Origin of the sequence: Psychrobacter pulmonis, from assembly GCF_904846465.1 — a bacterium.
In the GTDB taxonomy this organism is placed as follows: domain Bacteria; phylum Pseudomonadota; class Gammaproteobacteria; order Pseudomonadales; family Moraxellaceae; genus Psychrobacter; species Psychrobacter faecalis.
In genome coordinates, this window is record NZ_CAJHAT010000007.1 from 28866 (window position 1) to 50485 (window position 21620).

A 21620-nucleotide genomic window follows, 5' to 3' on the forward strand; every position below is an offset into this window, starting at 1 on the left:
ATGCCATCAACTTTTTAACCTTATCAAAACTCTCATTTTGTATTTATCAGTATTTTATTGGATGTCATTTATGTTAGAAATATTTGGAGAAAAATCATCTGTCAACCTACGCACAATAACTGGCATCACGGCGATAACGGCTTTTAGTTTGTTAACGGGCTGTCAGACGTTGCCAAGTACGATGCCTAAAGCGAATCATGCAACCAAAACACCTATTGATACAAGTGCGAGTAATCCGCTGACGGCGCGCATGCCAGCGATAGATCGGCACGGGCACATTGCTTATGTCGAAGAGCAGGGAGCAGGCGCTGCAAAGATATCAACGCTATATAGTATTCGTCCTGATGGTAGCGACCGCCAATTGATAGATCAGCTCAATGGTTATATTTATGCGCCAGCGTGGTCTGCCGATGGTCAAATGCTCGTCTATAGCAAACAAGTCGCGCGCCAGTCTCCAAAGATTTATATTTATGATCGCAACAGCAACACCCAAAATCTAATCGTCAATGCCGAGGGCAGTAGTTTATCAGCGTCATTTTCGCCTGACGGGCAAAAACTGCTTTATAGCTCTACCGTCGGCGGCAATGCTGATATCTATGAGATGCGCTTAAGTGACGGTCATACCAAACAGCTTACGACCTTAGCGAGCACGGAAGTGCAGCCAAGCTACGCAAGCGACGGGCAAAGCTTTGTCTATACCAGCGACAAAGTGCGCGCTGGTCGTCCCAGTATTTATCGCTATCACTTTGCTACCGGTAAGGCGACATTGATACCGACCGCAGGCTATGCAGCCAGCCCGCAACTGAGCTTGAATGGACAGTATTTAGCCTATCTTAATGGTCGTAAGGCGGCGGTCATGACACTGGCTACAAGGCAAGTGGTTAATCTAGCAGAGACAGGACTTGATGAGCCCGCGCGTCTGTCGCCTTCTGCACAGTATGCTGTCTATCCCACAAAGCTTTCGCAAGTAAGCGGTCAAAGTGGTAGCAGTTTGGTGATTCATTCTTTAGCTGGCAATTCAAGTTACGCGATTAGCAGTAAAACAGGCGGCGTCGTGCGCTCACCGATTTGGGGTCGTTAAGGGCAAAACCTATGTATTATGTAATGGAATGTATATATAATCACTAACAAAGAAACATAAGTTGATTTAATACCCTACGATTTAGAGGTGGCATAACCGTACGTTAAATTCCTTATAGCCCAAGATTGTACGGCAGTACTGTCTTATTGTTCAAAATACAACAAGCAAAATTTCTGAAATAAAGTCTTGAGCACTAAGGCAATAGTTGAAGCTGAATGAATAAATCTGAATGAAGTAAATCTCATTAAAGAAACGTCGAGTAACTTTCAGTCATATAAAAAATCGTATAACCAAGACATCAAAAGGTTGGATTAGGCGAGCAAAAGGAGAGAGCGGTTCATGCAAGAGTCCTTTTTAGTTTTTATCACTAAAATCAGTTTGTACCCGACGTTTATTTTTACGGGGCTTGTCATGTTTGTGACGTTATATTGGCTGGTGTCATTACTCGGCATGGCAGATATGGATAGCGTAGATTTTGGTGAGCCCGATGGTGATGTTTCTACCTTGTCATCGACGGGGTTTTTCACTGGTCTCATGCTCAAATTTGGTCTTTATGGCGTGCCACTCATCATCATACTAAGCTTAATCAGCCTAATCGGTTGGCTGTTAAGCTACTTATATACGAGCTTTTTACATCAATATTTTGACTCTGGTCTTTTGTATTATCTCTTTGGTACAGGGGCGCTCATCTTTGTGTTGGTCGTATCCATGTGGCTAACAGGTATGATCATTGCTCCCATTCGCAAAAATATTGCCAAAATCCCCAAGCGTAATGCGTCTAGTAATATCGGCAAAATTGCCGTGGTACGTACGCTAAGTGTGACTGACAAACATGGTGAAGCAGAATTAAATGATGGCGGTGCAGGCTTGATACTCAAAATTCGTTCAGACATCAATGATGATTTGCTCAGGCAGGGTGATAGAGTGACGTTGATAGAATATTTAGAAGATAGCAACACCTACCGAGTCTCTCCTATAAAAGAAAAGTCGTATAAACCGCCGCTATAAATAATTTTAAAATTGAAATAAATAACATTTCTCCATTCGCTTTATAAGTTGGCAGATTGGCGGTACAGAGATAACTAATAGTTTGTTTTTAAGTATGGTATTAACTGTTTTAAATTTGGTTGCAATGTTCTCATTAAAGGAATGAATATGGATATACTCATTATCGTCGGCGTGGTTGTGGTGCTGGCGTTTGTTTTTATTATGGCAGCGCTGTTAATGCTCAAGGCTTTTTATTTTAAGGTAGAGCAGGGCAAAGCGCTGATTATCAATGGCGTGAGTAAAATCGCCGTACGTTTTGATGGTGGTTTTGTTTGGCCGATCATCAACAAAAAAGAATTGATGAGAATCTCCCTTATCACCTTAGAAGTCGATAGACGCGGTAAAGAAGGGTTAATTTGCGCCGATAATATGCGTGCGGATATCACAGTGGCGTTTTACTTGCGTGTTAATGAAACAGAAGAAGACGTCCTTAAAGTTGCCAAATCGGTTGGGGTTGAAAGAGCTTCAGACAAAGTGGCGGTCAATGAGCTGTTTAATGCTAAGTTCTCAGAAGCGTTAAAAACAGTAGGCAAGCAGATTGATTTCGTCAAACTCTTTGAAAATCGTAGCGAGTTTCGTGACAGTATCGTGCAAGAAATCGGTAACGATCTTAATGGTTATGTCTTAGAAGACGTGGCGATTGATTACTTAGAGCAAACGCCGAAAGCGTCACTCGATTCAAGCAATATTTTAGATGCTGAAGGTATCAAAAAGATTACCCAGCTAACGGCCTTCCAAAACGTCATCACCAATGAGCTTGAGCGTGACGAAGAGCTGGCCGTTAAGAAGAAAAACGTCGAGACCAAAGAGGCGATGCTTGAGTTAGAGCGCCAACAAGCCGATGCTGAAGCCAAACAGCGCCGTGAAATCGCCTCAGTGATTGCCCGTGAAACGGCTGAAACTCGAAAAATTGAAGAAGAAGAGCGTAAAAAATCTGAGACAGCCATTATTATGGTTGAGCAAGATTTGGCGATTCAGCGTGAAAATCAACAGCGTGAAATTGAAGTCGCTGGACAGAACCGTTTGCGTGCCGTTGTGATTGAAGAAGAAAAAGTCACCCGCGCTCGTGATCTCGAAATCGTCTCGCGTGAGCGGGAAGTCGACTTGCAGCGTATTGAAGCTGAACGCGCCATTGAGCTTGAGAAAAAAGAAATTGCTAACGTCATTCGTGAGCGTATCGCGGTAGACAAAACGGTTGCGCAAGAAGAAGAGCGTATCAAAGAAGTTCGGGAAGTGAGCGAAGCCGAGCGCTCGAAGCAAACACGTGTCCTAGCTGCAGAAGCCGATGCCGAAGAAATCAAAGTACGTCAGGTGAAAAAGGCTGAAGCAGAAGAGTTGTCTGCTAAACATAAAGCGGTTGAGATTACCACGCTTGCGACGGCCAATCTTGAGGCAGCTGCCAAGGAATCGGAGGCTAAAATAAAAATGGCGGAAGGTATCAAAGCTGAAGAGTCTGCGCATGGTTTTGCTGAAGCGGCCATTCAAGAAGCCAAGTCTGTATCTTTAGAAAAAGAAGGCATTGCCAAGGCTAATATTATCAAAGCGACTGGTCAAGCGGAAGCGCAGTCAGAACGTGAAAAAGGTATGGCTGATGCTGAGATTATCGCCGCTCGCGGTGAGTCTAATGCCAAAGCTGAGCGTGACATCGGTATGGCAAACGCGCAAGTGATTGCCGCTCGTGGTGAATCAAATGCCAAGGCGGAACGTGAAGTTGGGCTGGCAAAAGCGGAAGTTACCCGTGCGCATTTCCAAGCCGAAGCAGATGGTTTGGTCGAGAAGTTCAATGCTATGGGTAGTATGAGCAAGGAAGCACGCGAGCACGAGGAGTTCCGTATGGGACTTGAAACTGCGCTACAAGAAGCCATGGCATCAATTGAAGCCGGTAAAGAGATTGCCAAAGAAAATGCTGAAGTCTTGGCGGTCGCGCTACAAAAAGCCAAAATTGATATTGTTGGCGGTGAAGCGCACTTCTTTGATAACTTTGCTAAGTCGCTATCTATCGGTAAAGCCATTGATGGTCTCGCTGGCAAGTCAGATACTTTGAGCGGTATTATCAATACGATGATGGCCAATCAAGTAATGACCAAAGCGAACAAGCAGAATGATGATGAAACGGCTTAGTATCATCGTTAGTCGACATGACTGATTTATTATCAGCAAGATTTGACCCATAACTTTTCATTAATAAGCAATCTGTCACTTAAGTGGCGGATTGTTTTAACCAACTCAATCTAAACGCTTTAACATAGCAGTAGTTAATGACTACTATTAACCATGAGTTGGCTCATCTAAAAAAAACCAGCGGTGACCACTCGTTTTCTTAGATGAGCCAAGTGCTTCTTTAGTTCGAAAAACCTTAGATTTATCTGATTGCCTAAAAATGGACGAGCAACGATGGCAGATACGCAAAACCCAACCAATTCAAATAATATCAATAGCCAGAATCAATCCGAACAAACGGATCAAGCGGTCGCTTCAGGTAATGCTTATGAACTTATTAAAAAGCGTCTTATTGAGCAGGGTAGTCGGCTAGAGCAACAGACCGCTAAGCTGAATCATGCGCGTCTGCAAGAGTTTGGCAGCACGCAGATGCAAGTCATCGCCCGCACCCGTATTCGTACCGAATACAACTGTGTGGCGCAAGATATGGTACAAGTTGGCGACTACCTGTTGTTTGGCTACAACGTCTTTATGGGGCTAAAGCGGGCGAGTAATATCAAAGATGTGTTGTCGCTATATCGATTGATAGAGCCTACTAATAAAAATAGTGGTGATGAAAGTCAGCAGAATGGTCTCGATAGTAACGATAGCATGGATAAGGAAAGCGCTGAGCAAGAATATCAGCTGGAAGAAGTAGATTTAAAAAATACCTTTTTAGATCAAGAGGCATTTGTCCAAGATTTTAATGAACTATATCGCTATTACAAGCACACGCGCCTGATTCAGCTGACAGTCAAAGACAGCAAACTGCTATTGGCCTTTCAAATTGGCGAGCGTATCACCGATATTCGTGTCTTTCGTTTTGCCCTAGATTTTAGCCAAGGCACACCAAAGTCAGCCCAAATTGCCTACGTAGACAATCGAGGCGAGCGTGATATCGAGTTGCCTCCTGCTTACGATTTTGATTGGGTAGATACCACGCGTGAGCAGATGGTCAATGGTAAATATCCGCATATGAATATCTTAGATACCATCTTTGTGGAAACCATTGGTGGCGATTTGACCATTAAGATTGAGGATAATACTCAATCAGGGCAGGGTATTTATAGCGAGCCTGTGAATGATCGCACCCAGTCGTTGACTGACGCTGAAATTGCTTATGCCAAAGTTGGCAGTTTAATACTGCTCAAGATACTGCCGTATCGCGAAGACAGTTATCGTTATTTTGTTTATAACACCTTGACTGAAGCCGTATTGCGTTTAGATGCAATTGGGCAGTCGTGTGTGCAGTTGCCTGAAGATCACGGTATTATATTTCCCGGTGGTTATTATCTGCAAACCGGTGAGTATAAGCTGTTCGATACCAATAGTGTCGGTGCTAAAGACTTAAAGTTTAAACGTAAAATCGTATCGCCCAATGGTGAAGACGTGTTGTTTTTATTTTACGATGTCGCTTTAGGTATCACAGGGTTATTTCCTTACAACCTTATTAAAAAACAATTGGCAAATCCCATTTACTGCAATGGTATGGCATTGGCAGACAATGGGCGTTTGGTACTATTTAATGATCAAAGTGAGCCGTCACGCATTCACCCGATGCAGATATGGCATACGCCTTATGCCTCCCCTGAGTATGTCAGTGAGTTGCCTGAAAGCAGCAGTTTTTATGGCAAAATTGGCAATAAAGAATTGGTACGGGGTATCTCCGACCTTTATAGCATCACCCGCCTAATTGATAATCAAAGCGTGTCACAAAAGCTTTATGAGGAGCTATCGGATAATACCAGCCGCCTCTTTGATAGCTATTACTGGTTGTCTGACCCTGAGCTTAATGACGTTGCCAGTAGTATTAAGGACGTAACGGCGACTGCTGAATTGGTCATTGATGAGTTTGCTAAAGTACAAAGCATCCAAAAGCAAACCCAAACGGCGTTAGCCGATGCCGATACGCAGCAAAATGAGATATTACGGCAAATACGTGTGACCACATTTGAGTCTGCCAGTGATTATGTGGAGCAGCTGTCGGCGTTAAGACGGCAAAAGGGTCGCTTGGTCAGCTTGGAAGATTTGCGTTATTTGGATAAAGATAAATTAGAAGCGTTGCAGACTCAGTTAGAAGCAGCAGAAAGCGAGCTTGCCGAAAAAACCGTCTTATTTTTAAGTGGAGACAAAGCATTATCAAGCTACGAAGATATATTAGCAGAGGTCAGTGAGCGCCTAAACACGGCCGAAACCAATAGCGAGTTAAAGCCAGTACTAGATAAAATTGATGAGACAGCACAAGGCTTAGATTTGTTGACCGAGCTGTTAGGCACATTAGATGTTGCCGATGCCACGGTCCGTACCCAAATTATCGATGACATATCGACCATTTATTCGAGTCTCAATCAAAGCAAAGCCAAGCTTAATCATAAGCGTAAAAACTTAGGTTCTGCCGAAGCAGTCGCGCAATTTGGCGCGCAGTTTAAGCTATTTGGTCAGTCCATTGCTAATGCCTTGTCGATCGCCAATACGCCTGAGAAATCAGACGAGCAAATGGCGAAATTACTGGTACAGCTAGAAGAATTGGAAAGCCAGTTCGCTGATCCAGAGAGCGGTAGTGGTGATCAGTTTTTAGCAGATATCATAGCCAAGCGTGAAGAGATTTACGAAACCTTTGAAAATCATAAACAGCAGCTGCTTGATACCCGAAATCGTAAAGCCCAGAACTTAGGTGATAGTGCGCTGCGGATGCTTGAGAGTATCAAAAAGCGTACGCAGAGCACAGGTGTCACTGGCTTTAAGGAAGAAGAGGCGCTCAATACCTATTTTGCCTCAGATGGCTTAGTCCAAAAAGTACGCGCTATCGCTAAGAACTTGCAAGCGATGGGCTTTAGTGTCAAAGCCGATGACATAGAGGCGCGCCTAAAAGCCATACAAGTTGAGAGTTATAAGAGTCTAAAAGACAAGTCTGACTTGTTCGAAGATGGCGGTCAGATTATTAAATTGGGCAAACACCGCTTTTCGGTTAATACCCAGCCTTTAGATTTAACGTTGCTCAGTCGTCAGCAGTCAGATGGCAAGCGTGTGCTCAATTTGCATCTAACAGGCACCGATTATTATGAAGTGCTCAATAATGCTGAATTAAATGCCTTGCGCCCTTATTGGGATATCAATATCGCCTCCGAGTCTGACAGCGTTTATCGCGCTGAGTATTTGGCATATAGCATTATCGAAAGTGCCAAAAAAAGCCAAGACGGCTTGACGGAAGCGCGTTTATATCAGGCCTATGATGCGACGCGGTTAACCTTCGATAGCAAGGGTGAGATAGATGAGGACAGTCCGCTACCTAAACTCGTCAGGGCCTATGGCACGCCGCGTTATCAGCTCGGTTATGACAAAGGTATTCATGACCATGATGCGACGCTGTTATTGCTACAAATATTACCCACCCTACGTGAAGCTGGGCTACTGATTTATACCCCGCAAGTACGGGCGTTGGCGCAACTGTTTTACTGGCAATTAAGTCTAGTCAAAGCGCTCGGCTTAGAAGCGCTACGTCAATTTGGTTATGATACTTGGTTAAATGAGCTGGTACTGACGCGGATACATAACTGGCAAGATAGAACCATTACCGCTGAACAATTGCATCGAAGCCTGGGCAGTGATACTGCAAAAGCATTGCTGGTTGAAGATATGACGCATGTGATGCAGAGCTTTGTTGCCGCTTATAACGCCGATAAATTTGCTTTAGAAGATAGCTCAGATTCAGAGATTAGCCAAATTAATCAACCCGCTATGGTTAGTAACACGACTGTCTTTCAGCAAGGCTACGTGCAGCAAGCTTGTGAATACTTGGTCAGCGTTATGGGGCAAGTTACTACGCCCAATGGTAATATCGAGTGGCAGACCAGCCAACAAGCGCAGCAGTTAGGTGAGCTATTGAGCAAAACGCTAAATAGCGCGTCAGCCAATGCGCAAAATAACATGGGTTTTGAGCAACTACAGTCCTCGATTGGCAAGCTTGGTTTACAGCCAAAATCAGCCTATGAATTACTAGCCACATGGTTTTATGCGCTGCTCGATCAAACTTATGGCAATGATAAAATAGCTGACAGTCAGAGCGATGCAAGCGGTGACAATGCACTTAGCGAAGATCAGCAAGCAAAAATCGATGAAGAAAACATCTTACGCCAGCAGCAATGGGCAAGTGATCGTCATTACGTGCCCGAAGCAATTGCTGTTTTACTTACTCAGCTAAATGATGGTCAAAGAGAAGATTTGGTACAGCATCTTATCGAGTCAGGGGTAAGCTTTGATAGTATTAATAAAGGCGCAACGAGCACTTCGTTTTCAGTGCCTTCGCTGACCAGTATTAATAACCCGCTCAATCAAGTACAAAGCTTTGAGCGTAGCACGGGTAAGGTATCGCTTGAAATTCAAGTCAATAATTTGCTAGGTGAGCATGAGCGCATTCATCAGCAAACCTTAACCTTTGCCGTCGATGATTTCCTAAGTCGTTTGCATCATCACGACACCCAAGTTATTCCTGCTTATAAGCGCTACCTAGCCCTGCGCTCAGAGATTTTAAATACATCAAAAGAAACGTTGCGACTTGATGAATTTATGCCGCGTCCGTTATCCTCATTTGTACGTAACCGTCTGATTAATGAAAGCTATCTGCCACTTATCGGTGATAATCTCGCCAAGCAGATGGGCACGGTTGGCGAGGATAAGCGTACCGATTTGATGGGTATCCTGATGATGATATCGCCACCAGGTTACGGTAAAACCACCTTGATGGAATACGTTGCGAACCGTCTTGGCCTTATCTTTATGAAGATTAACTGTCCGTCACTCGGTCATGATGTGACGTCTTTAGATCCCGAAAAAGCGCCCAATGCTACCGCCCGCGAAGAGCTGAATAAAATTAACTTAGCTTTTGAGATGGGTAATAACGTCATGCTTTATCTCGATGATATTCAGCATACCCATGCGGAATTTTTGCAGAAGTTTATCTCACTTGGCGATGGTACACGCCGCATCGATGGCGTCTGGCAAGGCAAGACCAAGACCTATGATATGCGTGGTAAAAAGTTCTGCGTGGTCATGGCGGGTAACCCATATACCGAAAGTGGCGAGGCGTTTAAAGTGCCTGATATGCTTGCCAACCGCGCCGATATCTACAATTTAGGCGATATCATGAGCGGCATGGAAGATATATTTGCCCTCAGCTATATTGAAAATTCGCTGACCTCTAATGCGGTATTAGCGCCCCTTGCCAACCGTGATTTGAGCGATGTTCATCGTCTTATAAAGATGGCAAAGGTAAACGATGCCAATCTTGCCCAAGCACAAAGCAGCGAGCTGACTTATCCCTATAGCACCTCGGAGATTAATGAGATTATCGCCATCTTGCGCCATATGTTTACCGTGCAAAAAGTTATTCTCGATGTCAACCAAGCCTATATTGCGTCCGCCTCGCAGGATGATAAATATCGCGTCGAGCCGATATTTAAGCTGCAAGGCAGTTACCGTAATATGAATAAGATGACTGAAAAATTCTCGGCAGTCATGAATGAGAACGAGCTTAATCAGCTAATCGATGATCATTATCTAGGCGAGTCGCAGCTATTAACCCAAGGCGCAGAAAGCAATCTACTGAAGCTCGCTGAGATACGCGGCAAATTGACTGAGGCAGAGGCTGCACGTTGGGTGCAAATCAAGGCTGACTTCTTACGCAATAAAGCCATGGGCGGCGAAGACGGTGATACAGGCGCACGCATTGTCGCTCAGTTGGTCGACTTGGCGAGTGGCTTTAATGCTATTAGCAGCCAGTTTGAAACGTACCTCACGCAAAATAATCCAGAGCAAATCGCTCGCTTACGAGAAGCGGAACAACAAGTGCAACTCGATAACCAGTTGGAAGCACAGAAAATACTTGCCGATAGCGTGATCAGCAATGCCAAGGTCGTCAGCGACAGCATCGATAATGGCTTTGAAAAAAGTATGAATCAGCTGATAAAAATCTATAAGCATGATCATAATATTGGAAAGGCGGAAAGCGAGTATCTCAAGCAAAACCAAGACGTGCAAAAACAGCTGATGGTACAGCTGGTTAATGCCGTTGAACAACTGCCGCAAAAAATGGCTGATAGATTATCTGAAACCCTATCTAAGAGTGATGAGAATCAAATAGCAGGTACCGATATTCCTGATATTCATCAACAGACTGCACTGATAGCAAACGCACTTAAAGAGGCGCTTACGCCACTGACGATGCGCATGGACGAGAAGTTGGCAATTGACAGCAGCACCGATCAATCAGGTAAGCTGATCGTCAATAGCCTCAACAGGCTTAATAAAATATTTGATGATTATGAGTAATCGGTAAGGGTCATCATGGCACATAAAAAACAAAACCTACCACAAAAAATCTGCCCAGTCTGCAAGCGTCCGTTTACGTGGCGCAAGAAGTGGGAGAAGGATTGGGACAATGTGGTGTATTGTTCCGAAAATTGTCGGTATGCTTTTATTAAATTAGCTGAATAAAGTAGAGTAAATACAGTTTCCTAATGCTAAAATAGCGAGATATTGTCTTAATTATTAACAAAAGTAATGAAAAAATATATAGCTAAACACAATAAAAGCCAAAAATGCCCTGCAAAATATGCTAAAAAAAGCGCTAAGAGTAAAATACAGATATTTAGTAGCGCTTCTCATAGTCAACCGTTTACAAAGGACTGGGTAGTAGAAAAAGGCTTTACTTGTGCTCGATTGGGACTGCTAAGGCTCACTCAGGCAATAGCTGTTTCTCTACTGTTCTTTAGTATACCTATTGCAAGTTATCTTATGGGTGCTATTGAAAAATATGAAATATTTATAGTGTTTTCTATTTTTGTTACGGCTATAGTATCAGTAGCTTTATTGATAAATCCGTGTATGATTTTTAGAGGTGTCAACTGGCTAAGCCAGAGCAACATCAAATTGGAAGGGCAGCAGATTGAACTAAAGATAGACAATAAAATCCACCATTTATCAGTATTAAATATAAAAAAGTTCAAATGTTATAAAGTTAATAATTACAGAGCCAAAATTGAAGTTGTAAAAATTATTATAAAGATGAAAGATGGTTCTAAGTTTTCTTTGTACCAGTCAACCAATTTTAGTGAGAACATATACATATTGTATAGTGTCGGTGTAATGATAGAGTCCATATTGCCAGATAGTTTTGAAAAGATAAACAAAGGTGATTGGCTGCATCGAAAAGAAACCGCTCATTATGCAGATATACTGACAGCTGTTTTTATCATCATATTTATAGGTATCGTAATCTATTTTAAGATGTATGATTTTTTATTTATTATAGCCATGCTTGTATTGATTGTCATTGCTCCTCGTTTTACCCTTTTTATAGCAAGTACGCAGCACAGTAGTGATACTTATATATACTACGTCAACAGAATATAACCTTGCTTTTTTAACTTACTAAGAGCGAGAGCCGAATATTTTGGCTCTCGCTCTTAGTAAGTATCGAAAATCTGGACTACACCAACTCTAAATCACTTACTACTAAGCTATAACCAATAAAACCCCTACCTAGCATCCCTCTTCGCAAAAATATTCGCAACCAGCGCACCACTAAAGTTATGCCACACGCTAAATATTGCACTCGGTAAGGCAGCGACAGGATTAAAATAAGTCGCGGCAAGGGCGGCGCCCAGACCAGAGTTTTGCATGCCTACTTCTACCATAATGGCACGGCGCTGTCTCTCCGTAAATCCAGACAAGCGCGCGATTGCATATCCCAAAGTATAACCCAGCATATTGTGCAGAGCAACGACGACAAAGACGATGGCACCACTATCTAAGATGGTCGCTTTAGACACCGCGACTACGGCTGCGATGATAATAGAGATACCCAAGACTGACACCATTGGCAATACCTCGGTAACGAACTCGATTTTTTTACCCAAAAACTTATGAAAGATAACACCCAGTAAGATAGGCAGGATGACGATTTTAGTGATAGTCATCATCATGCTAGCCAAATCAATATCGATTAGCTGTCCGGCAAACACATTCAATAAAATAGGCGTCAAAAAGGGTGCGAGTAGGGTAGAGATAGACGTAATCGCGACACTCAACGCCACATCTCCTTTGGCTAAGAACGTAATCACGTTACTCGACGTACCGCCCGGACAGCAGCCAACTAAGATAACGCCCACCGCGATTAAAGGATCAAGGTTAAAGATGACCGTCAGTAAATAGGCAATCAATGGCATCAGCGTGAACTGTGCCAATAGTCCTACCAACACGGGTTTGGGACGTTTAACAATCTCTAGGAAATCTTCCATCTTGAGCGTCATGCCCATGCCAAACATAATAATGCCAAGAATTGGGACAATCAAAAATGCCAACGAGGCAAAAAATTCAGGAAAAACAAATCCTAAAATAGCACTGACCAATGCCCAGATTGCAAACGTTTTGCCAATCCAACTAGAGAGTAATGCAATCTGATTCATAGCCTGTCTCACAACGATAAAAGGGATAAAATAGACAATAATTTAACATGGTTATTGGCAGCAAATGATAAAAGTATTTTGTGATACGTGCAGTGATAAGTTTGCTGAGAGCAGACAGAAGAGGACACAATAAAAAGGCTTAATCATGTTAAATGAATAAGCCAAAAAATAGCGATAAATGATCTAGGCGTTAACTGAGTTGTATGTTCTTACAAATTCGGATTTAACCACTTCTCAGCAGTCTTGATATCCCAACCTTTACGCTCAGCATAGCTCTCTAACTGATCGGTGCTGATTTTACCGACGTTAAAGTACTCACTATTAGGATGCGAGTAGTAGAAACCACTGACCGATGACGCAGGCCACATCGCATAGCTTTCGGTGAGCTTAGTACCGATAGCATCGCCCGTACCAATCCACTCAAACAATTTGCCTTTTTCAGTATGCTCAGGGCAGGCAGGATAGCCAGGCGCAGGGCGGATACCGACGTATTTTTCTTTAATCATCTCGTCATTGGTTAGATTTTCGTCAGCCTGATAACCCCAATATTCTTTACGAATCAGCTCATGCAAATGCTCGGCAAAGGCTTCGGCTAAGCGGTCAGATAAGGCTTGGGTCATGATAGCATTATAGTCGTCGCCCGCTGCTTTGTACTGTTCAGCAAGCGCCTCTGTGCCCACGATAGAGACCGTAAAGCCGCCAAGATAGTCTGTGTGCGCATCTGATGGCGAGATAAAGTCTGCCAAGCTAAAGTTTGGCTTGCCGCTGGCTTTATCTGACTGTTGACGCAAATGCTCAAATTGATATTCTGCTGTGCCGCCATCAGTTGGTGCTTTATCATAGACAGTAACGGTATCCGCACCCGTGCGCTTAGCTGGCATGAGTTTAAAGACGCCTTTGGCAACGATTAATTTTTCATCAATCATCTTTTGCATCAAGTCATTGGCATTATCAAACAAATCACGCGCCGCTTCACCAACCACCTCATCTTGCAAGATTTTTGGATATTTACCCGCGAGTCCCCAAGAGATAAAGAACGGCGTCCAGTCGATATAAGGCAATATATTGGTAATTGGGTAATCATCGAGTATAACTTGACCAAGTTTATTTGGCACTGGTGGTACATAGCTGCCCCAATCGTACTGAAAACCAAGCTCTATCGACTCAGCATAAGATATTTTTGCTGCTTTCGGCTGACGCTTAGCAAGACGTTCACGTACTTTGATGTACTCTTCACGTGTCTCATCAATCAGCCCTTGACGGTGCTCTTTTGACAGCAGCTTGGTGACGACACCTACTGAGCGTGAAGCGTCTGATACATAAATAACCGCATCGTTTTGATATTGTGGCTCGACTTTTACTGCCGTATGCGCTTTAGAAGTCGTTGCACCGCCAATCATCAATGGCAAAGTCATGCCGCGTTCTTGCATTTGCTTGGCGACGTAGACCATCTCATCAAGACTTGGGGTAATCAGACCTGACAAACCGATGATATCGACTTCCTCTTTGATGGCAGTATCGAGGATTTTTTCACACGGTACCATCACGCCCAAATCAAGGATTTCATAGCCGTTACAGCCAAGCACCACGCCGACGATGTTTTTTCCGATATCATGGACGTCACCTTTAACTGTCGCCATGAGGATTTTACCTTTCTTTTCGCCCTCAACTTTTTCCGCTTCGATATACGGGTTCAGCCAAGCAACGGATTGCTTCATCACGCGGGCAGATTTTACCACTTGCGGTAAGAACATTTTACCGGCGCCAAATAAGTCGCCGACGATATTCATGCCATCCATTAATGGCCCTTCGATGACTTCTAGCGGCTTAGGATATTTCTCCCACGCCTCTTTGGTATCGGCGTCGATAAAGGTGGTTATACCTTTCACTAGTGCATGGGCAATACGCTCCTCGACCGTGCCTTCGCGCCATGACATATCGACGGTGCTGTCTTTTTTCTTACCGCCGTCTTGATAACTTTCAGCGATGGTCATCAAACGTTCGGTCGCCTCTTGACCGCTTTCGCCTTGATTGCGGTTGAGCATCACATCTTCGATGGCGTCGCGAGCTTCCTTCGGAATGTCATCATAAACCTCCAGCATAGCTGGATTGACGATACCCATGGTTAAGCCGTTTTGAATCGCATGGTATAGAAAGACTGAATTGATGGCTTCACGAATCGGGTTGCCACGGAAACTAAACGACACGTTGGAGACGCCGCCCGATACCATGGCGTTTGGTAAGTTATCGGTAATCCATTTGGTGGCATTGATAAAGTCAGCGCCGTAATTATTATGCTCGGTAATACCGGTTGCAACCGCAAAGATATTTGGGTCAAAGATGATATCCTCGCTAGGGAAGCCGACTTCATTGACCAAGACATCATAACTGCGCTGACAAATCTCGATTTTGCGCTCATAGGTATCGGCCTGACCGTCCTCATCAAAAGCCATGACGATGACCGCTGCGCCAAAGCGCATACAAAGCTTGGCGCGTTCGACGAACTCAGCATGGCCTTCTTTTAACGAGATAGAGTTGACGACGGATTTACCTTGAATGCGTTTAAGTCCTTCTTCGATAATGTCCCATTTAGAGGAGTCAATCATCAAGGGCACGCGGCTGATATCCGGCTCACCAGAGACCAAATTGACGAAGTGAATCATCGCTTGCTTGGAGTCGAGCATACCCTCGTCCATATTGATATCGACGATTTGCGCGCCGCCCTCGACTTGGTCGCGGGCGACATCGAGTGCTTCAGTATAAGCTTCAGTTTTAATCAAGCGTAGGAATTTCTTTGAGCCCGTCACGTTGGTACGCTCACCGACGTTAACGAATAAGCTTTCAGGGGTAATGGTAAATGGCTCAAGTCCTGATAAGCGGCAAGCAGGAGGGATTTCAGGAATCACGCGCGGTGGGTAATTGGCGACCATCTCCGCAATCAGGCGAATATGTTCAGGCGTAGTACCGCAGCAGCCGCCGACGATATTTAGAATGCCAGCTTTGGCAAAGCCTTCGAGCAGGGCAGCCGTTTGCTCCGGTGTTTCGTCATACTCACCAAACTCATTGGGCAAACCCGCATTTGGATGGGCGGAGACATAAGTATCGGCGATATTTGACAGCGTTTGAATATGTGGACGCAGCGCATCAGCACCAAGCGCACAGTTAAAGCCAACAGATAAGGGCTTGGCATGGCGAATCGAGTTATAAAATGCCTCAGCCGTTTGGCCTGAAAGCGTCCGACCAGACGCATCGGTAATTGTCCCAGAAATCATAATCGGTAATTCAAAACCAATATCGTCGAACACGCCCGTGACGGCAAAGATTGCAGCCTTAGCATTTAGCGTATCAAAAATGGTCTCGATTAACAGGATATCGACGCCGCCTTCTATCAAGGCCAGCGTCGCCTCACGGTAATTAAGCACCAACTCATCAAAGGTGATATTCCGAAAGGCGGGGTCATTGACGTCAGGGGATAATGAACAGGTGCGCGACGTCGGCCCAATAACGCCTGCCACAAAGCGCGGCTTTTCTGGGGCCTTAGCGGTGTATTCATCAGCAGCTTCGCGGGCAATTCTCGCAGCGGTTTTATTGAGCTCAGGCACGAGGTGCTGCATGTCGTAGTCGGCCATCGATAGGCGCGTACCGTTAAAGCTATTGGTTTCAATGATATCGGCACCTGCTTTTAGGTGCGCGCTATGAATCTCTTTAATCATCTGCGGCTGCGTGAGCACCAACAAATCGTTATTACCGCGTACATCTTGCTCAATATCGGCAAAACGCTCGCCGCGATAATCGGCTTCCTCTAACTTAAAGGTCTGAATATGGGTGCCCATCGCGCCATCTAACATCATAATCCGCGCCGCCAGCTGCTCAGTAATACGAGCGCGCGCGGTTAACTGCTGCGCTTTATAAGGAAATACAGCAGGCGGCGTCAAAATAAAGTCACTAGCCGTGCTTGATACATTGGTGGCATTGGCTGTATTGGTATTGATGACACCAGTATGATTATGAGAACAGGTCGGTGGGGTGGTGGTTTGAGTCATAGGAGCGCTGCTTATTAGAGTCAAGATAAGAAAAGGAAGAAAATAAAGTGTTCAAGGTTTTTAGGGCGAGCTTACTAAGTTAGCTACTTATAAAATAGGCTATATAAAACAATAGTATTGATAAAAAGGTGGCTTAAAAATCGATAAGCAAATCTGGATTATTCTAGCACGAAACGGCTATTACTCGCGGGATTGTGCTTATTCCGCTTATTCCATTTTGGCACTATCACTGACGCCATCGTATTTAAAAATAACAAAAACTGATTACTATGACCAATTATCGTTGCACCAAATGAGCATGGTATTAAAAGTTAGCACATTATTAAAAGTACCAAATTAAAAATACAGTTATAACAAATTCTATTGCATAACGCCGCTTGGAACAAATGAATATCATTTTAATAGAGGATTACCTAAAGCTTTGATTTGTATTTATAAAGCAGCTATTTATACCAGGTTTTATTAAACTGCCTTGGTTTACACGTAAGCTACAAAAATTAGCCTAAATGCAAGTTTATAATCCTTTGTGATATGTTAATTTAATTTCAGAAGGATTGACGTTTCATAAGCAATGCTTATTAGTAACTGTTAATGGTTTTTATTTGAGAGTGGTTAGCAATTAAGAATTAAAAACGGAATAGGCAAGGGTTTTAAGGAAAGACAATCTGACCGTAAAGCCGTAATAAAAATCAATAAATTGTAATCAGTTAGCTATTCATTTACTAAACCATGTAGTCATTCAATCATTAAGGACAATGTTATGAAACTGACCAAAATCGCTACCCTTGGCACCTTAGCCCTTTCAATTGCAGGCCTTAGCGCTTGTAATAATATGATGCCAACCAAAACCCCTGCCACAAAGGCGCCTATGCACAGCCAGCCAACTGCTAATATGAACGTGGTACAGATTGCACAAAGCAACGCTGATTTCTCACTACTAGTAGAAGCCTTGCAAGCGGCAGGTTTGGCAGGCGCGCTGACCGATACCAGGGCAAGCTACACAATACTGGCTCCGACCAATGCCGCTTTTGTGCAGGCGTTACAAGAGACCGGTATGACGAAAGCTGAGCTGTTTGCCAACAAGCCGTTGTTGACTAAAATCTTGACCTATCATGTGCTCAAAGGTAATACGCCTGTTTATCAAAAGCATGTCAGACCGGGTAATTACACCATGCTCAGTAATGACACGCTGATGATTACGCCACAAGGCAGATTAATGGATGAAAATGGTCGTACTACCAAGATTTTAAAAACAGATATCGCGGCGAGTAATGGCGTGATACATGTGATTGATAGAGTGTTGCTGCCTAAATAACCCACTGCCTAAATAATCTTGTTGCTTAAATAAGCAGTAAAAGAGCGACAAATTATTTGCTTAGGTAGTAGGCAGATTCAAATGCTATATAACTATTGCTAGGTTATAAATTAATATTCTTTTTTAGCCTAGCAATGGGACGCTATACGTGATCGATACAGTGTTGCTACCTAAGTCAGCAGTAAGCAAAAAATAATCAGCTAAGATAGTAGATATTGAGTGATATTACCTAACTTATCACTCATTTACCGACATTTTCATCTAGAAACTTTTATTTATCCGTGTTTATATCAGTATCTAAATTTAAAAGTTCCAAAACTAAAACCGTTCTAAAATCAAAAAATACCACCCATAAACCCGTTATTTCAAAGGAATGACCTATGTTAAAAAAGAATTTATTATCTATCGCCGTCGTTACCGCTGCCATGTCACTGGCGGCCTGTAACGATAAAGAAGCCGTTACTGAGCCAGTTGAGCCAGCCGCAACTACTGACGTAGCCGTTGAGCCAGAAACCACCACAGATATGCCAGCTGAAGCAGTGGCTGAGTCTAATGATGCGATGCCTGTAGATGCGGCAGCGACACAAAGTATCGGTGAAATGGCGGCTGGCAATGAGAATCTAACCATCCTAACCGAAGCGCTGCAAGCGGCTGAGCTTGATGACATGATGATGGCAGAAGGTCAGTACACGGTATTCGCCCCAACCGATGATGCCTTTGCTGCTTTGTTGACCAAACTGAACGTCACTAAAGAGGAATTGCTCGGTGATAAAGAGTTGCTAACTAGCGTATTGACGTATCATGTCGTACCAATGGTGGTTAAAGCTGCTGATATCCCTTATGGTACCGCTATCGACACGGCAAACGGTCAAACCATCTCCATCAGTGATGCTAATGTGATTACTGATGCCAGTGGCAACACTGCAAACATCGTTGGTACCGATATGATGGCAACCAACGGTGTGGTCCATGTAATTGATACAGTTTTATTGCCTAAATAAGGCTCAGCGATTCACACCAATCTTACTTTAAAATGCAAAAAGCCTAGTTATAAAGCTAGGCTTTTTTTATGTCTGCTGACTGATAAAAAATTTATCCCAGTCACCCTGTATAGTCAAGATATTCTAAAAACGCTACGGTATTGCTGATATCAATTTTTTGTAGCCTCTGTCTGCGCAGGCCCAGCAAGCAAGAAAAATTGATATCAGCAGTGCGTGATGTATCGATATTACTTTTCACTCATTCTGTAACGATTTTGAAATAAATCGACCAATAAAAAAGCCTGAGACCATTGCCTCAGGCTTTTTGTTTTATCGATGCTTGTAGTGTCATCAATACTATTTAGATAACATTATAGCTCAGTAAACTATAGACGTTCTTTATGTAGTGGGTCTTGCGCTGCCATTCTTTGTTGCTGCTTTAGATGACGCTCTTCCCAATACGGCGCATTTTTGATACCGAATTTTGCTGGATCAAAGGTATAGTGCTTCACGCCTGCTTTACGCTGTGCTTCATAATCTCTAAGCATAGTAAGCGTTGGACGCGCGACAATAAAGATAACCAAAATACCAACGATATTTAACCACGCCATTAGGCCTACGCCGATATCACCGATATCCCAAATGTAGCCTGCAGAGTTAAGTCCACCGTAGGCAACCATCACCATGATTAAGATTTTAACTAAGAATAGACCAGTTCTATTAGCGCCGCGACTGATAAAGCGTGTCAAGTAAGCGACGTTTACTTCAGCGATATAGTAGTACGCCAAGATGGTGGTAAAGGCAAAGAAGAAGACTGCAACGGCAATAAAGATATTACCAAATTGACCGTACATGGTTTCCATTGCCATCTGCGTAAAGGCAGGCGAGTTGATCTCAACACCAGCTGCGACGTTTTGTACGATGAATTGACCGTCTGGTAGTGTACCTTGGATATTATAAGTACCCATGGTAATGATCATAAACGCAGTCGCAGAACAGACTAATAAGGTATCAACATACACTGAGAACGCTTGTACCAAACCTTGCTGTGATGGATGCTCAACTTCCGCAGCAGCCGCAGCGTGAGGACCTGTACCTTGACCCGCTTCGTTAGAGTAAATACCACGTTTGACACCCCAACCGATAGCGGCACCAAAGCCTGCTTGTGCGGTAAACGCATCACTGATAATCAAGCCGAAAACTTCTGGAATCATCTGATAATTGGTAAACATAATGACGAGTGCAAGGCCAATATAACCGAGTGCCATAAAAGGAACAGCATACTCGGTAAAGGTTGCGATACGTTTGATACCACCAAAGATAATAGTACCTAAGATGACCAAAATGATAGCAAGACCGACCAAGCGCATAGAGCCAACTTCTAAGCCCATGATATTCATCGGCGTGCCTTCACCCATGACTTGAGCAAACGCGCTAATAACGCCGTTTGCTTGTACGCCCGGTAAGAACATACCGCAAGCTAAGATAGACGCGACGGCAAAAAGAATGCCATACCAGCGTTGACCAAGGGCGCGCTCAAAATAGTAAGCTGGACCGCCGCGGTATTCGCCAGTGATGACGTCTTTTTCTTTATAAATCTGTGCAAGGGTTGCTTCGACATAAGCAGTAGATGCGCCTAAGAAAGCCACAACCCACATCCAAAATACCGCACCAGGACCACCGAAACCAATAGCGGCAGCGACCCCAGCGATGTTACCCATACCCACACGCCCCGCTAGGGATACGGCGAGTGCCTGAAATGATGAAATACCCTGTGCACTTGATTTACCAGTAAAAAGTAAGGTAATCATTTCCCCGAATAAACGTACTTGTACGAAGCGCGTCATGATGGAATAAAATAAACCTGCGCCCAAGCAGAGATAAACCAATGCTGGGCTCCAGATAATTCCGTTTACTAAATCGACTAAACCTTCCATATGTATATTCCTAGTACTGTCTCAAAGTGGCTATATATGATGATGCTAAGAGTAGACCAGCTGTAATATCCTTATTAAAACCAACCACTCAAATAATCTGCATGCACTTAACTGCGGTGGAAATTCTCCTTACAGATTAAGCTTCATACGCGCTTAGCCACCAAGGATGGACTGTAGTTGTCTGCTGTTATCCGTCTGGTTTATGAACAATAATGAGCGTATGCAACCGCTTATCAGCGTTGATAGTTTATTAAGGCTGCTTATGAATAAAGCGCTTAAAATAAACCAGTGGATAAAACAGGCGGTTATAATATAAATAACCATCATCTCAGTAAGCGAGAAGATGGTACTTAACTTTTTATGAGTCATATCAGCTGGCTACACTTACATGGTAGAGTAGGATAATAGAGCAGTCTTTAATCGTTTATCAATCCTTTTTGATGCGACATTGACGAGCTGCTAGTACCAAAATTCTTATAAGTCCACTACCAAATGTATTCAAACCGTACGGCTACGTAACTGCAATTTGCCATATTTTTTAGGCAATTACTAG

11 protein-coding genes are annotated in these 21620 nt (G+C 43.6%); 8 read left to right on the plus strand and 3 right to left on the minus strand.

Annotated features, from left to right (window positions below; translation table 11 throughout):
• Positions 1-70 precede the first annotated feature (70 nt).
• From JMX70_RS11215 to JMX70_RS11240, 6 genes are all read left to right on the plus strand, one after another.
• Positions 71-1081: a PD40 domain-containing protein gene (locus tag JMX70_RS11215; protein WP_201592154.1), complete on the plus strand. Its 1011-nt coding sequence runs from the start codon at positions 71-73 to the stop codon at positions 1079-1081.
• 339 nt (positions 1082-1420) lie between these two features.
• Positions 1421-2089, plus strand: a complete 669-nt coding sequence (locus JMX70_RS11220; protein ID WP_201592156.1) for a hypothetical protein — start codon at positions 1421-1423, stop codon at positions 2087-2089.
• A gap of 147 nt (positions 2090-2236) precedes the next feature.
• On the plus strand, positions 2237-4249 hold the full coding sequence (locus tag JMX70_RS11225) for a flotillin family protein (RefSeq protein ID WP_201592158.1): 2013 nt from the start codon (positions 2237-2239) through the stop codon (positions 4247-4249).
• 273 nt (positions 4250-4522) lie between these two features.
• Positions 4523-10654 (plus strand): DNA repair ATPase, encoded by a 6132-nt coding sequence (locus JMX70_RS11230; protein WP_201592160.1) that lies wholly within the window; start codon positions 4523-4525, stop codon positions 10652-10654.
• Positions 10655-10669: 15 nt separating this feature from the next.
• A complete protein-coding gene (locus JMX70_RS11235; RefSeq protein WP_201592163.1) occupies positions 10670-10819 on the plus strand; it encodes a DUF2256 domain-containing protein in 150 nt (49 codons plus the stop codon).
• Between the two features lie 66 nt (positions 10820-10885).
• Positions 10886-11737 carry a hypothetical protein gene (locus tag JMX70_RS11240; protein ID WP_201592166.1) on the plus strand — a complete coding sequence of 284 codons (852 nt, stop codon included), beginning with the start codon at positions 10886-10888 and terminating at the stop codon, positions 11735-11737.
• 125 nt (positions 11738-11862) lie between these two features.
• Here JMX70_RS11240 and JMX70_RS11245 read toward each other — a convergent pair whose 3' ends face one another.
• Complete coding sequence (locus tag JMX70_RS11245; protein ID WP_201592167.1) at positions 11863-12792, minus strand: bile acid:sodium symporter family protein; 930 nt, start codon at positions 12790-12792, stop codon at positions 11863-11865.
• A gap of 209 nt (positions 12793-13001) precedes the next feature.
• Entirely contained in the window at positions 13002-16643 is a 3642-nt protein-coding gene (metH, locus tag JMX70_RS11250; RefSeq protein ID WP_406947878.1) for a methionine synthase, read from the minus strand.
• Between the two features lie 952 nt (positions 16644-17595).
• Between metH and JMX70_RS11255 the strand changes: the two genes are divergently transcribed.
• Together JMX70_RS11255 and JMX70_RS11260 are read left to right on the plus strand one after the other, a co-directional pair.
• Positions 17596-18150, plus strand: coding sequence for a fasciclin domain-containing protein (locus JMX70_RS11255; protein ID WP_201592168.1), 555 nt, complete (start codon positions 17596-17598; stop codon positions 18148-18150).
• A gap of 380 nt (positions 18151-18530) precedes the next feature.
• On the plus strand, positions 18531-19151 hold the full coding sequence (locus tag JMX70_RS11260) for a fasciclin domain-containing protein (protein WP_201592169.1): 621 nt from the start codon (positions 18531-18533) through the stop codon (positions 19149-19151).
• A 365-nt stretch (positions 19152-19516) separates the two neighbouring features.
• Here JMX70_RS11260 and JMX70_RS11265 read toward each other — a convergent pair whose 3' ends face one another.
• A complete protein-coding gene (locus tag JMX70_RS11265; RefSeq protein ID WP_068408544.1) occupies positions 19517-21067 on the minus strand; it encodes an alanine/glycine:cation symporter family protein in 1551 nt (516 codons plus the stop codon).
• Positions 21068-21620 lie beyond the last annotated feature (553 nt).

Excerpts from the sequence above, each read along its gene's own strand:
- JMX70_RS11235 (WP_201592163.1), top strand. The coding sequence starts at position 10,670 with ATGGCACATAAAAAACAAAACCTACCACAAAAAATCTGCCCAGTCTGC.
- JMX70_RS11240 (WP_201592166.1), top strand. The coding sequence starts at position 10,886 with ATGAAAAAATATATAGCTAAACACAATAAAAGCCAAAAATGCCCTGCA.
- JMX70_RS11265 (WP_068408544.1), bottom strand. The coding sequence starts at position 21,067 with ATGGAAGGTTTAGTCGATTTAGTAAACGGAATTATCTGGAGCCCAGCA.
- JMX70_RS11255 (WP_201592168.1), top strand. The coding sequence starts at position 17,596 with ATGAAACTGACCAAAATCGCTACCCTTGGCACCTTAGCCCTTTCAATT.
- metH (WP_406947878.1), bottom strand. The coding sequence starts at position 16,643 with ATGATGTTAGATGGCGCGATGGGCACCCATATTCAGACCTTTAAGTTA.
- JMX70_RS11260 (WP_201592169.1), top strand. The coding sequence starts at position 18,531 with ATGTTAAAAAAGAATTTATTATCTATCGCCGTCGTTACCGCTGCCATG.
- JMX70_RS11215 (WP_201592154.1), top strand. The coding sequence starts at position 71 with ATGTTAGAAATATTTGGAGAAAAATCATCTGTCAACCTACGCACAATA.
- JMX70_RS11230 (WP_201592160.1), top strand. The coding sequence starts at position 4,523 with ATGGCAGATACGCAAAACCCAACCAATTCAAATAATATCAATAGCCAG.
- JMX70_RS11245 (WP_201592167.1), bottom strand. The coding sequence starts at position 12,792 with ATGAATCAGATTGCATTACTCTCTAGTTGGATTGGCAAAACGTTTGCA.
- JMX70_RS11220 (WP_201592156.1), top strand. The coding sequence starts at position 1,421 with ATGCAAGAGTCCTTTTTAGTTTTTATCACTAAAATCAGTTTGTACCCG.
- JMX70_RS11225 (WP_201592158.1), top strand. The coding sequence starts at position 2,237 with ATGGATATACTCATTATCGTCGGCGTGGTTGTGGTGCTGGCGTTTGTT.